We start from the raw sequence: 15,697 nt of genomic DNA on the forward strand, positions 1-15,697 counted from the left end.
CCTTCCGAGCTGGCGGATCACTAAGAGGTGCGTTCGGTTGCACAGTCGGGGCAGGTGCCCCAATACACAACCTCCGCCTCGTCGACCACGAAACCGTGGTCATCCGAGGCGGTGAGACAGGGAGCATCGCCGACAGCGCAATCGACATCGGCGATCGCACCGCAGGAGCGGCACACGACATGGTGGTGGTTGTCCCCCACCCGCGACTCATACCGGGCGGTCGCACCGGCAGGCTGGATGCGTCGCACCAGACCGGCGTCGGTGAGCGCGCGAAGCACGTCGTACACCGCCTGGTGGGAGACCGTGGGCTGATCGGCCCGTACCAGCGCGATCACCGTGTCGGTGTCGACGTGCGGATGGTCGCGCAGCGCTGCGAGCACCGCCAACCGGGGCCGGGTCACGCGCAACGAGACCGCCCGCAGCTGGGTCTCGAAGTCGGACGTCATGTGACGAACATAGTCCAGTTTTCTGGAACGAATCAAGTTCTTCGCCGAACTCGACCCACACACCTTCGACGCAGACCTGGTCACCTAGCTGGTCGGCCACTCGCCTCATGGGCCGCCTCCCAGGACTCGGACATTACCGCCCACAAGGCGCCCGCCGAGCGAATCGGTTCGATCAAGCCCGAAACGGCCAGAGCCTTCGCCACACCGATGATCTACAAGCCGGCGCCCAGCAGCATCGGGTCGACCCGTGCGTACTTCAGGTTCCTTAAGCCCCTAAAGCTGGCTGCCACCTGGCGTTCGCACTCCTGACCACCACGCCCGCGGTCAGGATCGCGGTCAAGGCCAGCAAGAGCAGGCGATAGGTGGGTCGGGGATCAACCGTGTCGGTGCCGACGATGTAGAAGCCGCTGAGGGCGAAGCTCGGATAGACCGCCTGCAGGAGGGCGAACACGGCTCCAGTCCGGGCGGCATCTCGTCGTGCCGCCTGGTCACTCTCCCAGGCCGTCTGGATCACCACACAGCCGAAGACGACGATGAAGGGCAGGTAGACCAGGAACATACCCGCGTTGAGTACGACCCCGGCAACGGAGGCCAAGATGGCAATACCGCCGAGCGTAAAGATCGCGCCCTTGGCGGACCATCCAATGTGGTGGCCCTTATCGTGTTTGCGATAGTTGACGATCAGCGCGCCTACGACCACCCCGACACAGCCAAGCACCAGAGCCATGAATGCGGCGCCGGAGACATCCAGGTACCACACCGTTGTCGGCCAGGCCGCGATGACGGCGGGGACCATCGCCGTACCGGCAAACGTCCACCGCCTGCGCTGCAGCATCGGGACGATCGCCACGCACGCGGCGACGGGTACGGCCGCGTAGTCGGCCTTCGTCCAGAGGTCCCAATCCGGGTGGGTGAACAAGATATAGGCGCACAACGCCGCGGCGAGCGCCAGGAACAGTGACGCCGTCACCCCGGCGGCGGTGTTGAACCCCGCTGCGCGGACGACCGTCGTTGGTACGCGCCCGGACGGCGACGTGGTCCGGGGTGCGCCGGCACCGTCATCCGCCGGCTGGCTCCACCCCTGCTGGGCCACGGTTGCGACCACTGCGGAGACGGCGAGCAGCGCGGTTGCCGCCCAAAGCCACGGCTTCCACTCATCCGATGGCCGCACTGTGCCCGTGGCCAGGTTCCCGACCAGCCCCAGCATGACGGGCAGAGCCGCGTAAAGGATGGCCGTCATCAGCGAAGGCCGCCGCACTCGTCCTCCCCCCAGCTGCGCCGTGTGGTGCGCCCCGTCGCCGACCGTACCGTGGCGTGACCAGGTCGTCACTGCGCGATTTTGGCCCGGTCGGGAACCGCACGACATCCGCTTGTCGCAGATCTGCGGGTCCGGCAGCGTTGCGGCTGTCCCAGCAGTTCCACGGGACGGCGCGTACCTCCAATGCGGCGATTGGCGAACGCCACGGTCCGGGGCGGCGGCGGCACACAGCCACCGCCCCGGACCCGCCCTGGGTCGGGCGATCCGTCGGGCCCGCTGGATCGTCTGCGTCACCCGCTGTGTTCACCGTGATCCGGACTCGCCGCAGGTACCTCCGGACGAGTCTTCACGGACGCGGTGAGTCTCGCTCGACCGGAGCGCGACACGGTGCCGGTGCAGCGTCCATGAGGTGATCGAGGGCTCGCCTGCGACGGCCTGCTCGACGCGATCCTCGTGCTCCGTTCCACCGGGGCGGCGGGCGCCCCCGAGCCGCTGCCCGCCATCGACGGTGTCCGCATCGGCTACCTCGACGAGTTCGCCGCCGCCGTGGAACCGTCCGCCTTCCACGGTGAGCCGCCCGGCCCGGGCGACCTGGCCGCGATGTTCCACACCGGCGGCACCACCGGCGCCCCGAAACTGGCCGCCCACACCCACGCCAACGAGGTCGCCGACGCGTGGATGCTGTCCGCCAGCAAGCTGTTCGACGAACGGACCGTGGTCTTCGCGGCGCTTCCGCTGTTCCACGTGAACGCGCTCGTCGTCACGCTGCTGGCGCCCCTGTTCAAGGGGCAGACCGTGGTGTGGGCCGGTCCGCTCGGCTACCGCGACCCCGCGCTGTACGGCGCATTCTGGGAAATCGTCGAGCACTACCGGATCGCCGCCATGAGCGCGGTGCCCACCGTGTACGCCACGCTGGCGCAGTGCCCGGTCGACGCCGACATCAGTAGCCTGCGGTTCCCGATGGTGGGCGCCTCACCGCTGCCCGCCGCGGTCCGGGACACCTTCCACGCCCACACCGGGACTGCCCTGATCGAGGGCTATGGGCTGACCGAAGCCACCTGCGCCAGCGCGCGCAGCTTCCCCGACGTGTCACGGCCGGGCTCGGTCGGGCAGCGCCTGCCCTACCAGCGGATGCGGGTGGTCAGCACGGACGGCACGTGGGAGGACGTACCCCCGGGTGGAACGGGCCTGCTGGCGATCAACGGCCCGACCGTCTTCGCCGGCTACGTCACCGACCGCAACGAGAACGGCCCCGTCCTGGACGGCCTCGGCAAGCTCGTCGACGGCTGGCTGGACACCGGCGACCTCGCACGCATCGACGAGGAGGGCTTCGTCTGGCTCGCCGGCCGGGCCAAGGACCTCATCATCCGCGGCGGGCACAACATCGACCCCGCCGTCATCGAGGACGCCCTGCTGGCCCACCCGCAGGTCACCGGGGCCACCGCGGTCGGGCGCCCCGACATCCACGCCGGCGAGGTACCCGTCGCCTACGTCACCCTCCCGCCCGGCGCCACGGTGACCGAGAACGACCTGCGCGACTGGGCGAGCGAACGGGTGCCCGACCGCACCGCCGCGCCCAAGACCGTGACGATCCTCGACGAACTGCCTGTCACCGCCGTGGGCAAGCTCTACAAGCCCGCACTGCGCACAGACGCTATCCGTCGGGAAGTCCGCGCGGCACTTGACAAGGTCCCGGAGGTCCACCACATCGGGACCACCACCGAGGGTAGCTCCATCGTGGCTACCGTCACCGTTTCTCCATCCGCCGACCAGGCGGCCATCAAGGCCCTCCTGGGCCGTTATGCCATCGAATGGCGATTGGTTGTTATGTCATGACGCTCGCTGCTGCCATCCTCGCGGTGCTGCTCGCCCTGATCTTCTTCGCCCTCGGCACGGCCAAGATCCTCGCCTTGCCGCGCATGCGTGAGCTGGCCACCGAGGCCGGTTTCTCCGTCGCCGCCTATCGCCGTCTCGGCGTGCTCGAGGTCGCCGGGGCGGCCGGGCTGCTCATCGGCCTGACCGAGCCGCTGATCGGCGCCCTCGCCGGCACCGGGCTGCTGCTCCTGCTCGCCGGAGCTCTCGTCGTCCACCTGCGCAAGGGAGACGGCCCCCAGAAGTACGCCCCGGCCGTCGTCTGCGGACTCCTCGTCGCCGTCTACCTCGCCCTCCACCTCGTATCGGCCCGATGAGGACCGTTCCCGTGGTGATCGTCGGCGCGGGCCCCACCGGGCTCACCGCCGCGACGCTGCTCGCCCAGTACGGCGTCGAGTGCCTGGTCCTCGAGCGCTGGGAGTCGATCTATCCCCAGCCCCGCGCCGTCGCCCTCGACGACGAGGTCCACCGCATCCTGGCGCGGCTCGGGCTCCGGGACGAGTTCGCCGCGATCTCCCGGCCGCACCGGGGTCTGCGCCTCCTCGACCGGAACATGCGGGTGCTGGCCGAGTTTCGGCGGGACACGGGGCCCGGCCGGCACGGCTACCCCCAGGGGAGCATGTTCGACCAACCGGAACTGGAGACGATCCTCCGCCGAAATCTCAAGCGGCACATCACCGTCACCTTCCGGGGCAACGCCGAGGTCACCGCGCTGACCCAGGACGCCAGCGGGGTGCGGGTCGACGTCACCGACACCGCCACGGGAGAGCACAAGTCCGTCCGGGCGGCGTACGTCCTGGGGTGCGACGGTGCACACAGCCTGTCCAGGGCCTCGATCGGCGCCGCCATGCAGGACCTGGGCTTCACGCAACGCTGGCTCGTCATCGACGTGGCGACCGAGGCCGACCTCGGCCAGTGGGAGGGCGTGCACCAGCTGTCCGACCCGGCCCGCGCCGGCACCTACATGCGGGTCGGGAGGACCCGGTACCGCTGGGAGTTCCAGCTGACGCCCGGCGAGACCGCCGACGACTACCGCGACATGGCCCGGCTGCATCCGTTGATCTCACGGTGGACCGGGGACATTCCCGTCGCGGAGCTGGAGATCATCCGCGTCGCCGAGTACACCTTCCGCGCGCAGGTCGCCGACCGGTGGCGCGACCGGCGGGTGTTCCTGCTCGGCGACGCCGCCCACCTCACCCCACCGTTCATCGGCCAGGGCATGTGTGCCGGGCTGCGCGACGCGATGAACCTGGCCTGGAAGGTCACCGCTGTGCTCGACGGGACCCTGGCGGAGACCGTGCTCGACACGTACGAGATCGAACGCAAGCACCACGCCCGCGCCATGATCAAGCTGGCGAAGTTCATCGGTACGGCAATGACGGCCGGCGGCGAGTTCGGCAGCGTCATCCGGCGCGCTGTAGCGCCGCGGCTGCACCTCGTGCCAGGCCTCACGGACCTGGCCACGGACAGCCGGACACCCCCGCTGCACCGCTCCGACCTCGTGATCCGGCCACGGCTTCGCCGCGGCCTCGCGGGCAGGCTGTGCCCGAACGCGGTCATCGACGGCCAACGACGTTTCGACGACCTGGCCGCTGGCCGGTTCGCGATCGTGACGTCCATCGAGCCGTCCGCCGCCCAACGCGCCGACATCGAATGGCGCGGAGCGGTTCTGATCGTCGCCCACCCGGGCAGCGAACTGCACCGATGGTTAGGGACCGGCGCGGCTCGCGCAGCCGTCGTCCGCCCCGACGGCGCCGTCCTCCATGCCGGCCGCCGGCTGCTTCCCCAGACGCTCGATGCTGTCCGCCGGGGTGGCGGGTGACCGAGCCTCCGCCGCTGTTGCTGTCAGAGTCGGCCGTGAGCAATCCCGCACTGTGCGCACGGCAGTCCGTCAGATTGAGACACCCGGAGCTTCGCGGCCAGCAGGCCGCTCGTCATCCGGGCGGAGCAGGGCGGTGGTCGAGGTAGGCGTCCAATGCGGCGGCGCCGGCGAGCAGGGCGCGGCTCCTGGCCGAGAGGCGGGCGCGCCAGTCGCGCAGCATCGACTCCAGCGGTGCGACGCCTCCGGCGGAGCGGACCTGGGCGATCAGCGGCGCGATCTGCTCCAGCAGGTAGCCACCCCGTCTGAGCTGGTGGGCCAGCAGGGCGTCGCGGACGTCCGCCTCGCTGTAGACCCGGTAGCCCGTCCGTGGGTCGCGGCGCGGCTGGACCAGGCCGGCGCGTTCCCATTTGCGCAGAGTCGCCGGGCGGATCCCGAGCCGCTGCGACAGCGGGCCGACGAACGTGTCACCGCGCTCCTGCGGTACAGGATCGAGGTCGCGAAGCGCGGCTTCGACGGACTGGAGGGTGCGGCGGTCGTCGAGCAGCTGGGCGTGGCTCTCGTCGATGAGCCGGAGCGCGTCCTCGGTCGCGTCCCGGTTGACCGCCTGCATGATCGACGTGGCCGTCTGGTGGCCGTGTCCGGGCACGAGCGCGAGAAACGTGCGGAGGGCCTGCGCGTGCAGCGGCGTGTAGGTGCGGTATCCGTGCAGGGTGCGTTCGGCGCCCGGAAGGATGCCGGCCGCCTCGTAGTTCCTGATCGCCTGGGTGGACAGACCGGGCCCGCGCGCGAGGTCGACCGGCCTGAGCCGCCCACCGTCTTGAAGGTTTCGCCCCATGTCCTGTCAACATTTGCGCAGAAGTTTCAACCGAAGGTTCAACGATACCGTTGAGGGCATGGCTGCTGGCACCAAGGACACCGCCCATGCTGTCGAGGCCGCGACCGTCATGCGGCTGCTCGCGACCCGGCCGCGGCTGCTCGCCCTGGGCGAGCCCACCCACGGCGAGGACGTTCTGCTCGAGGTGCGTAACGAGATCTTTCGGCAGCTCGTCGAGCAGGAGGGCTACCGGACGATCGCCATCGAGAGCGACTGCGTGATGGGCCTGGTCGTGGACGACTACGTCACCTCAGGCACCGGCATCCTCGACGAGGTCATGGAGCGCGGCTTCAGCCACGAGTGGGGCGCCTTCGCGGGCAACCGCGAGCTGGTGCGCTGGATGCGCGCGTACAACGACGGCCGGCCCGTGTCACAGCAGCTCCGCTTCGCCGGTTTCGACGGCCCGCTGGAGATCACGGGTGCCGCGAGCCCTCGGCAGGCCCTCACCGCACTCCACCGCTACCTCACCGCCTGGGTTGACGCCGACCGGCTTCCCTGCACCGCGGAAACGCTCGACCGTCTGCTTGGCGCTGACGACCGGTGGACCAATCCCGCCGCGATGATGGACCCGTCCCAGTCCGTCGGGCAGACGCCCGACGCCAAACAGCTGCGGCTGCTCGCCGATGATCTGGTGGCCCTGCTCGACGCGCAGACGCCACACCTGATCGCGGCGTCCTCACGGGAGGACTGGCACCGGGCACGCCTGTACGGCCGTACCGCCACCGGGCTGCTTCGCTACCACTTCTGGATGGCCGACACGTCACCGAGCCGCATGGCGCGGCTGCTCGGCGTGCGGGATTCGATGATGGCCGCCAACCTGCTCGCCATCGCCGAACGAGGGCCGGCGCTGGTGAACGCCCACAACGGCCACCTCCAGCGAAACAAGAGCACGATGCGGATGGGCGACCTGCCGCTGGAATGGTGGAGTGCCGGCGCGATCGTCAGCGCCCACCTGGGCGAGGGGTACGCCTTCCTCGCCACAGCCCTCGGCACGATCCGCCACCAGGGGGTGGACGCCCCGCCTCCGGACACCATCGAGGGGCTGCTGTACGCGCTCCCGGAGGAGCGTTACATCGTCGACGCCCACCGACTGGCCGCTGCCCTCGCCAACGTGACGCCCGCTCCCCGCGTTTCCCCCTGGTACGGCTACTCCCCGCTGGACCCGGCCCACGTGGCCAGCACCGACGGGATCGTGTTCGTCAAGGATGCCCGGCGGAGCTAGTCGGCTGGTCTCGGCGGCGCGTCCGCTCGATGTCTTCCTGGACCTCAGGATCCCAGAAGTGTGCCCCTGCCCCAGATTGCACTCGGCGGCCGGCACTCGAGGCGTACCTGCACAGCACCCGGCCGCGCCGCGCCGTGGACCCGGACACCCGCGAGTCGGTTCAGCCAGGCTCATCTAAGAGCGAGAAAAATTTGGGACGGCCATGTCGAGAACTGGTGGCTGGCTCCGTCCCCGTGGTGAAGGTGACCAAGATGGGTCTTACCAGCAGAGGAGAAACACGATGGCGAAGTACTTGCTGCTCAAGCACTACCGCGGCGCTCCGGCTCCGGTCAACGACGTGCCGATGGACCAGTGGACGCCGGAGGAGATCTCGGCGCACGTGCAGTACATGCACGACTTTGCGGCCCGGCTCGAGGGGACCGGCGAGTTCGTCGACGGTCAGGCGCTCGCCCCCGAGGGGACGTTCGTCCGTTACGACGGCGAGGGGCGCCCGCCGGTCACCGACGGCCCATTCGCCGAGACCAAGGACCTCATCGCCGGCTGGATGGTGATCGACGTCGACAGCTACGAGCGCGCCATCGAGCTGGCCGGGGAACTGTCGGCCGCCCCTGGGGCGGGCGGGAAGCCGATCCACGAATGGCTCGAGGTGCGCCCGTTCCTCACCGCGCCGCCCACCATCACGGAGTGACCTCTCAGATGAACGAGGCCCTGCTCCGCAGCCTCACGCCGAGCGTGCTCGGGATCCTCGTCCGCCGCGGAGCCGACTTCGCGGCGGCCGAGGACGCCGTGCAGGACGCGCTGGTCGAGGCGGTCCGCGTCTGGCCGGCCGACCCGCCGCGGGACCCGAAGGGCTGGCTGGTCACCGTGGCCTGGCGCCGGTTCCTCGACACGACCCGGGCGGACGCCGCCCGCCGCCGGCGTGAGGACCTCGTCGACGAGGAGCCGGCGCCCGGACCCGCGCCCACGGTGGACGACACGCTCCAGCTCTACTTCCTGTGCGCCCACCCGTCGCTGACGCCGTCGTCCGCGGTCGCGCTCACGCTGCGCGCCGTCGGCGGGCTGACCACCCGCCAGATCGCCCACGCCTACCTGGTCCCCGAGGCGACCATGGCGCAGCGCATCAGCCGGGCCAAGCGCACCGTCTCCGGAGTGCGGTTCGACCAGCCCGGCGACGTCGCCACCGTGCTGCGCGTCCTCTACCTGGTCTTCAACGAGGGCTACTCCGGCGATGTCGACCTCGCCGCCGAGGCCATCCGACTCACCCGGCAACTCGCGGCCGCGATCGACCACCCCGAGGTGGCGGGGCTGCTCGCCCTCATGCTGCTGCACCACGCCCGGCGCGCCACCCGGACCGCGCCCGACGGCAGCCTGGTGCCGCTCGCCGAGCAGGACCGCGGCCGATGGGACACCACGTCGATCGCCGAGGGCGTCGCGATCCTCCAGGCGGCCCTCGCTCGCGACCGGCTGGGCGAGTTCCAGGCTCAGGCCGCCATCGCGGCACTGCACGCTGACGCGCCCACCGCCGACGAGACCGACTGGGTGCAGATCGTCGAGTGGTACGACGAGCTCGCGCGCCTGACCGACAGCCCGGTCGTCCGGCTCAACCGCGCAGTGGCCGTCGGCGAGGCCGACGGACCGCGCGCCGGGCTGGCGGCGCTCGCGGCGCTGAACGACTCACTGCCCCGCCACGCGGCGGTGGCGGCGTACCTCCACGAGCGCGACGGCGACCTGGCGACGGCGGCACGGCTGTACGCCGAGGCAGCCCACAAGGCCCCCAACCTCGCCGAACGCGACCACCTGACGCGCCAGGCCGCCCGGCTCAACGCCCGCCGGTGTCGCTGACGGGCTGTGTCACGGGGCGCTTGCCTCCGCCGCACCCCGCCGGCGAAGGTTTGCCGGGAAGTCAGGCGTCGCGGAGCCGGCCCAGGTCAGCCGGCGGGATCGACGAGGACGCCGGGGTTGAGGATCCAGGACGGGTCGAGCGCGCTCTTGGCGGCGCGCATGGCGAGCGCGACCGGGTCCGGACGCTGCTGGTCGTACCAGGGTCGGTGGTCGCGGCCGACGGCGTGGTGGTGGGTGATGGTGCCGCCGGCGGCGAGCAGCGCGTCGGAGACGGCATGCTTGATCTGGTCCCACTGGTCGACGGTGGCGCCCCAGCGGCCGGTGGCGTACACGCCGAAGTAGGGGGCGGGGCCGTCCGGGTAGACATGGGTGAAGCGGCAGGTGACCACACCGGTCGCGTTGACGGCGCGGAGCGCGTCGCCGGCCGCGTCGAGCACGGCGGCGCGTAAGGCGGGGAATCGGTCCCAGGTGCAGGCGGTCTCGAACGTCTCCACGATCATCGACCGGGCGGCGAGTGCGTCGCGCTGGTACGGCATCCGCAGGAACGCTGACCGCCAGGCGTCGGTGGCGGTCCGCTGCCGTGGGCCGGACGAGTCGTCGCCACGGGGCGGCTCCGGCAGGGTTCCCCCGTGGTCGCGGCACAGCTCGACGGCGCGGTCCAGCCACGTTGTGACCGGATGGTCGGCGGACTCGAATCCCAGGACGAGCACGCCGCCGGTGGTGGCGGCACCGGCGTTGAGGAGCGCCTCGGCAGGGTCGAGCAGCCGGCAGTTGCTCGGGTACAGCGCGGACTGGGCGATGGCCCGGGTGGCTTCGACCGCCAGGTCGTAGTCGGTGAAGTGCACCGAGGCGCCCGCCCGCCAGCGCGGCCGGTCCTGCAGCCGCATCCACGCCTCGGTGATGACGCCGAGCACGCCCTCCGAGCCGAGGAACAGCCGGTCCGGGGATGGCCCGGCGCCGGAGCCGGGCAGCCGGCGCGACTGGCTGGTGCCCGCCGGAGTGACCACCCGCAACGACTCCACCAGGTCGTCGATATGGGTCAGGACGGTGGCGTAGTGACCGCCGGCGCGGGTGGCCAACCAGCCGCCCAGGGTAGAGAACTCGAACGACTGCGGGAAGTGTCGCAGCGTGAGGTCGTGCGGCCGGAGCTGGTTCTCCAGCGCCGGGCCGAACACGCCGGCCTGGATGCGGGCCGCCCGGCTGGTCGGGTCCACCTCCAGCACTCGGTCGAGGCGCCCGAGGTCGAGACTGACCGCCGCGGGATACGCGTCGTCCAGCCGCGGCTCCACGCCGCCGACCACTGACGAGCCGCCGCCGTAGGGGATCACCGCGATGTCCTGGCCCGCGCACCAGTCCAGCACGTCGACGACGTCCTGCTCGGTCGCCGGCCGGACCACCAGGTCCGGCGGGTCGTGAACCTCCCCGTGCAGGTTGCGGACGACGTCCCGAAACGCCTTGCCGTGGGTGTGCGCCGCCCGGTCGGCCGGGTCCGTCGAGCACAGCCGGGCGAGCGACGTCGGCGGATCGACCCGCGGCGGGCGCAGGTCGAGTTCGGCCACCGGCGGCGCGACATGCTCGGTCAGATCGACGTCGGGCAGCAGGGTACGCACCCGGTCGGCCAACGCCGTGGCCTCCGTGCCGGTCACTGCGTCCTCGACGTGCCCCCAGCCCCACCACGAACGGTGTTTCCCGGCCACGCGGCCTCCCGCCGTCCACCATCGCCAGATCGACTCGCCGTAACGTACTCGACGATCGGCACCCCGTCGATGCCGTCGTGGTTGGCGTGGACTGCCTGCGCCGCGAACCGGTATGGGGCTGACCTGCCCCGATGGTCACCGCCCACCGGTTGCGGTACCGCTCCGAGCCGAGGACGTATCGGGCTTCGCCGCGCTGGCTGCCCAGCCGGCTCGTTGGCACACGGGGAATGACTGCTCCAGCTCCCCAGGGGCCGACTGGCCTCAGCCGACCGGGTGCTCGACCGACGCCGGACGGTCTCCGCGCCCGGTCGCGGGGCCGCGTCGTCCCACCGGGCGCTGCCGCGGTCGCGAAGCCGAGCGTTGCTCGGTGGCCCCTTCCACCGTGTCGGGGGTCGCGACGGGTGGTGTGGTACGGCTCGCCGCGGTGTCTACCAGGTCCGGCAGGTCCCGCCCGGCCACAAGAGGTAGCTCTCGCGTGACTGCCGCGATCGGCCCCGGCTCGCCCGCCGCCTCGGCGGCTCGGGCGACACGTGCCCGTCCCGTCGCGGCCCGCGGCATCGCTGCCGCGCTGCTGCGGGTCGTTGCCGGCGGCGCGGTGTCGGCCGGCTCCTCGACGGAGCCTGGCGCGTCCGTGGTCGACAATGCCTCCGCCCGGCTGGTGGCCGACCGGCCTGCTGTGTTGCGCGGCGTTCGGCGCGGTGCGGCTGCCGGCAGGAGTGGGGCGATCTCCGCGTGCAGCGCCGCCCAGTCCGAGGCGCGGGGCGGGTCGGGCTGATCCGTGGTCGAGGTGAGCTGGCCCGTGCTCTCGGACCGCTCCAACTGCCGGTCGGTACGGTCTGGCGTTGCCCCCCGGGACCGCTCCGATCCCAGTCGCTCGGCATCGTCTCCGGCCTGCTCGGTGGCGCCCGCCTGCTGAACGGCGTCCCCGGCCGACTCGGGCCGCGCTGAGTCGCCGGAGGCCGCGTCCGCCGCAGGGGCTACGGGGGCCGCGTCCGTGACCGGGTCCGGCGCGTCGGCGAGCAGCCGCGCGGCCGAGGCTAGTGCGACGGGGTCGGGTTGGCCGGTCCGACGCCACCGCCGGCGGCGGCCGCCCGCCGGCAGGTTCCCGGCCAGCACGCGTGCAGGTGCCAGATCGGCGGCGATCAGCGCGGTGAGCCCGTCGTAGTCCGCCTGCTCGGCCAGCCGCCGGGCGATCTCGTCGAGGTCGTACACCGCCACGGCGATGTCCGCGGTGGTGGCGTCCAGCGCTCGGCTGATCTTGCGGTGCAACACCTTGCTCAGCGCCGCCTGCCGCCGCTCGGCGCGGATCTGCGCGCGGGCCGCGTCGAGCGAGCCGTACAGCCCGAGGCCGGGGTCAGCCTTGGCCAGCGAGCGTGCGCGGCGGGTCAGCCACGGGTGTCGCAACCAGTGCCCGACCGGTTCGTACGCCGGCGTCGTGGGGGGCAGCTGCTGCCTGGCGCGCAGCCGGTCCCGCCGCTGGTTCTCGGCGTTCATCAGCCACACCAGATAACCGAGCAGGGACATGCCCGCGTAGAAGCCGCCTTCGAGGTGGTTGCTGTGCGCCAGCCAGTTGAAGGCGACCGCGGCGGTGGCGATACCGGCCGACAGCACACGGGACAGGATCGCCGGTTCGCCTAGTCGACGGCGTACGTCGGCGTTCGCCAGCACCACAACGCCGCCCAGCTCCAACGCCCCAACGGCCGGAAGGGCGACGTACCACGGCATGCCGAGCCGTTCCATCGCCCCGGACACCTGGCCGCCGAGCGCGATCAGCAGCACGACAACGTAGAACCCGGTGCGCAGCACGGCGACGTGCCGCACCGCCTTGGCCAGCTCCGCGTCCCACGCCCCCGGCGGGTCGACGCCTGGCGCCCCGCCAATTGAGTTTCCGCCGGTCATCCGGGTCCGGTCCGGTTCCTGGAACACGCCGAGCAGGTTCCTCTCTCGCTCCGACCCCGGCCTGACCGGCGCCGCGGCCGCCCGACCCGGCAGTGCCACCCCGCCGAGTCGTACCAGAGCCGCGCTCCGGCTGCCGGCCATCGTCCGCCGCATGCTACAAGGTTGCGGACCGAATTGGAGATTTCAGATACCACGCTGGGCGCATCGGGTCGCCCCCTCCCGCGCCACACCGCGGGTCATCGGCGCTCACCCGACCGGCACCGCCGTGGCCGGCGCCGTGCCGAAGGAACGCGATCGTGGCGACTGTCAGCGGCCTCAGCAAGGCGACGACACGGGTGCCGCTCATAGTGGTCACGGCACCAGGCGCTCGTCGAGTCACGTGGGGCGGACCGACGGCGCGAGTTGGGTGTTGGTCGCATAGCTGGCATAACCGATGAGGTACTGGCGCGCCTGGTCGCGGGTGACCGTGTTCCGGCGATGATGTGATACCCGTAGGCGTCCTCGAGGGCGACGAGGTTTCGGGCCGCCTCCGCCGCGGGCAGCGCGAGCGTGAACTGGCCGTCGCGGCTGCCCTCGGTGAGGATTTGTTCGTAGCGCTGCACCTGCCGGTCGTACAGGGTGCGACGCAGGCCGGCGTCGCTGGGTCGCCGGCGCGCCTGGGGTGAGAATTCGTAGAGCAGACAGCACACCTCATCGTCCGGACCGCGCGATGTAGGCGGCCGGTATCGTTCGTCGTCGCGTACGAAGAATCCCTTGCGACGGAGGTGCCGGTGTCGGAAGACCACCGACGGAGCCGGCCGGTGAAGCCGGGCGTTCGCGAGCTCGGGCTCCCGCTGCCCGGTGTACCTGGGACGAACAACGCCATCACCGATGTGCCGGGTGTGGAGGTCGGTGCGGTCACTCTGGTCGAGGGCACCGGAGCGCTCACGGTGGGCGTCGGTCCGGTCCGCACCGGCGTGACGGTGGTCCTGCCTCGGGGCCGAGCGGGGGTCGGGTCGGCGTGCGCGGCAGGAACGTCAGTGCTCAACGGCAACGGGGAGATGACCGGAGCGGCATTCATCGAGGAAGCGGGCCTGCTGGACCTTCCCGTCGTGCTGACCAACTCACATGCGGTCGGCGCCGGGCACCGCGGTGTCATTGACTGGGTGGTCGCCAACGTTCCGCGGCGGGCCGATCGGTGGATGTTGCCGGTGGTGGCCGAGACTTACGACGGCTATCTCAACGACATCAATGGCGAGCATGTGCGGGCGGCTACGGTCGCGCGAGCGATCGACGAGGCGGCCGGCGGGCCGGTGGCGCAGGGTTCGGTCGGAGGGGGTACCGGAATGTGCTGCTACGGCTTCAAGGGTGGCACCGGAACGGCCTCGCGGCTGGCAACCCTGGCGGACCGGAGCTACACGGTCGGCGTACTGGTGCAGGCCAATTTCGGCGCCCGAGAGGAGCTGGTCGTAGCCGGCGTACCGGTGGGCCGGGCGCTGCCGGGCGAGGATCCCCGCGCCGGCGTGTCGGTGCCGGCCGGCGCGGGGTCGGTCATCGCCGTGGTGGCGACCGACGCGCCACTGCTTCCCGGCCAGTGCAAGGCGCTGTCGCGGCGGGTGCCGCTCGGCTTGGCCCGCACCGGCACGACCGGGTCGCACTTCTCCGGCGACCTCTTCCTCACCTTCTCCACCGGGAATGAGGGTGGACTGGGCGCGGACCATCCGCAGCCCGGGACGGAACGCCTGGACACGCTCACCTACGTGCCCTGGGGTTTCATCGACCGGTTCTTTGACGCAGTGGTGCAGGCGGTCGAGGAGGCGGTGCTCAACGCGTTGTTCGTCAACGACGAGATGAGCGGCCGCGATGGTCACTGGATGCCCGCCCTGCCGGTCGATCTGGTGCTGGACCTGGTGCGGGCCGACCGGCGACCGTAGTTGATTGCCGGCCGGCACTTCAGGTTCGGTCAGTAGCCGTTGGGCGTGAGGACGTCGACGAAGATCGGGTCGGGTTCGGTGCCGCCGAGGGTGATGGAGTCGTACTTCACGTAGCCGTAGTAGGCGTTGGCGTCGATGGCCTTGTTGTTGCCGACGTAGACGCCGGTGTGGTCGAGGTCGCCGCCGTAGCGGATGCCGTCGTTGGGGTCGGTGTCCCAGAAGATCAAATCGCCAGGTCGGGGGGCGGTCGTGCGACGCCCCTGGTTGATCTGTCCCTGTAGCCAGTAGTTGAGCTGCAGTCCACGACCGGTGGCGGCGTAGGTGCCGTCCCAGATGGCATGCCGGTTGAGGCACTCGCAGTCCACCGCCGCCCTTCCGCACGTCCATCCGTAGGCCAGGCGGTAGGGGGTCCCGAGATACGCCTTCGCCGCGTTGACCACGCTCGCGCGCACTCCCGCCGCCTGTGCCGCGCCGGCCGCGAGGAACGTTGATCCTGCCGCCGCCAGGGTCGCGGTCACGCCCACCGCCACGACGCGACGGGCCAACCGACTCATGCTCGCACTCATAGCCGTGCCTCCTCCTGGTCGCCGAGCACGAACACCGCCGTCCTGGGCGGTAGTTAATCGTCTCGGACAGCAAAGAATAGATGAGCGTGACTGCCAAGGGGATGAGGCCAGGATAGACAGTTGTCGCGCCCGGCTGGCCGGCGAGCCACTACGGCGGCGTGCTACGGCGCTTGTCCTCCTGCAAAGAAGGGTCCCTATCGTGCTCCGAAAGTTGGGATCCTCGCCCCGCCCTGGCCGCGTGCTACCACCCGGACCGCGCCGCCTGGGTGAGGGTCGGGTCGGCCCG

At 71.2% G+C, this 15,697-nt stretch carries 13 protein-coding genes; 7 read left to right on the forward strand and 6 right to left on the reverse strand.

Annotated features, from left to right (window positions below):
* Window positions 1-20: 20 nt before the first annotated feature.
* Entirely contained in the window at window positions 21-446 is a 426-nt protein-coding gene (locus ACTMTB_RS16245; protein WP_441146439.1) for a Fur family transcriptional regulator, read from the reverse strand.
* Window positions 447-711: 265 nt separating this feature from the next.
* Window positions 712-1,686, reverse strand: coding sequence for a hypothetical protein (locus ACTMTB_RS16250; protein ID WP_441146441.1), 975 nt, complete (start codon window positions 1,684-1,686; stop codon window positions 712-714).
* A 471-nt stretch (window positions 1,687-2,157) separates the two neighbouring features.
* On the opposite strand from ACTMTB_RS16250, the gene ACTMTB_RS16255 reads away from it, so the two are divergent.
* From ACTMTB_RS16255 to mhpA, 3 genes are read left to right on the forward strand one after another with little or no spacing between them, the layout of a single operon-like run.
* The gene (locus tag ACTMTB_RS16255; protein WP_441146443.1) at window positions 2,158-3,540 is read left to right on the forward strand and encodes an AMP-binding protein; all 1,383 of its coding nucleotides are present in this window, start codon (window positions 2,158-2,160) and stop codon (window positions 3,538-3,540) included.
* The gene (locus ACTMTB_RS16260) at window positions 3,537-3,893 is read left to right on the forward strand and encodes a DoxX family protein (protein ID WP_441146444.1); all 357 of its coding nucleotides are present in this window, start codon (window positions 3,537-3,539) and stop codon (window positions 3,891-3,893) included. Before ACTMTB_RS16255 ends, ACTMTB_RS16260 begins: the two co-directional genes overlap by 4 nt.
* Complete coding sequence (mhpA, locus tag ACTMTB_RS16265; RefSeq protein WP_441146446.1) at window positions 3,890-5,398, forward strand: bifunctional 3-(3-hydroxy-phenyl)propionate/3-hydroxycinnamic acid hydroxylase MhpA; 1,509 nt, start codon at window positions 3,890-3,892, stop codon at window positions 5,396-5,398. The genes ACTMTB_RS16260 and mhpA overlap by 4 nt, the downstream gene beginning before the upstream one ends.
* A gap of 112 nt (window positions 5,399-5,510) precedes the next feature.
* On the opposite strand, the gene ACTMTB_RS16270 is transcribed toward mhpA, so the two are convergent.
* Window positions 5,511-6,233: a TioE family transcriptional regulator gene (locus ACTMTB_RS16270; RefSeq protein ID WP_441146448.1), complete on the reverse strand. Its 723-nt coding sequence runs from the start codon at window positions 6,231-6,233 to the stop codon at window positions 5,511-5,513.
* Between the two features lie 58 nt (window positions 6,234-6,291).
* Here ACTMTB_RS16270 and ACTMTB_RS16275 point away from each other — a divergent pair, with 58 nt between their 5' ends.
* The 3 genes from ACTMTB_RS16275 (at window position 6,292) to ACTMTB_RS16285 (ending at window position 9,336) form a co-directional block, all read left to right on the forward strand.
* Complete coding sequence (locus ACTMTB_RS16275; protein ID WP_441146449.1) at window positions 6,292-7,494, forward strand: erythromycin esterase family protein; 1,203 nt, start codon at window positions 6,292-6,294, stop codon at window positions 7,492-7,494.
* A 280-nt stretch (window positions 7,495-7,774) separates the two neighbouring features.
* Complete coding sequence (locus tag ACTMTB_RS16280; protein ID WP_441146451.1) at window positions 7,775-8,182, forward strand: YciI family protein; 408 nt, start codon at window positions 7,775-7,777, stop codon at window positions 8,180-8,182.
* An 8-nt stretch (window positions 8,183-8,190) separates the two neighbouring features.
* The gene (locus ACTMTB_RS16285; RefSeq protein WP_441146815.1) at window positions 8,191-9,336 is read left to right on the forward strand and encodes an RNA polymerase sigma factor; all 1,146 of its coding nucleotides are present in this window, start codon (window positions 8,191-8,193) and stop codon (window positions 9,334-9,336) included.
* Window positions 9,337-9,422: 86 nt separating this feature from the next.
* Here the strand turns inward: ACTMTB_RS16285 and ACTMTB_RS16290 are convergent, their stop codons facing one another.
* Both ACTMTB_RS16290 and ACTMTB_RS16295 read right to left on the reverse strand, forming a co-directional pair.
* On the reverse strand, window positions 9,423-11,033 hold the full coding sequence (locus tag ACTMTB_RS16290) for an FAD-binding oxidoreductase (RefSeq protein WP_441146452.1): 1,611 nt from the start codon (window positions 11,031-11,033) through the stop codon (window positions 9,423-9,425).
* A gap of 261 nt (window positions 11,034-11,294) precedes the next feature.
* On the reverse strand, window positions 11,295-12,959 hold the full coding sequence (locus ACTMTB_RS16295) for a hypothetical protein (RefSeq protein ID WP_441146454.1): 1,665 nt from the start codon (window positions 12,957-12,959) through the stop codon (window positions 11,295-11,297).
* Between the two features lie 773 nt (window positions 12,960-13,732).
* Here ACTMTB_RS16295 and ACTMTB_RS16300 point away from each other — a divergent pair.
* Window positions 13,733-14,845, forward strand: coding sequence for a DmpA family aminopeptidase (locus ACTMTB_RS16300; protein WP_441146456.1), 1,113 nt, complete (start codon window positions 13,733-13,735; stop codon window positions 14,843-14,845).
* 29 nt (window positions 14,846-14,874) lie between these two features.
* On the opposite strand, the gene ACTMTB_RS16305 is transcribed toward ACTMTB_RS16300, so the two are convergent.
* On the reverse strand, window positions 14,875-15,411 hold the full coding sequence (locus ACTMTB_RS16305; protein WP_441146458.1) for an NlpC/P60 family protein: 537 nt from the start codon (window positions 15,409-15,411) through the stop codon (window positions 14,875-14,877).
* Window positions 15,412-15,697: the final 286 nt, after the last annotated feature.

The sequence above is a fragment of the Micromonospora sp. L32 genome, assembly GCF_052068055.1.
GTDB classification, from domain to species: Bacteria; Actinomycetota; Actinomycetes; order Mycobacteriales; family Micromonosporaceae; genus Micromonospora; species Micromonospora purpureochromogenes.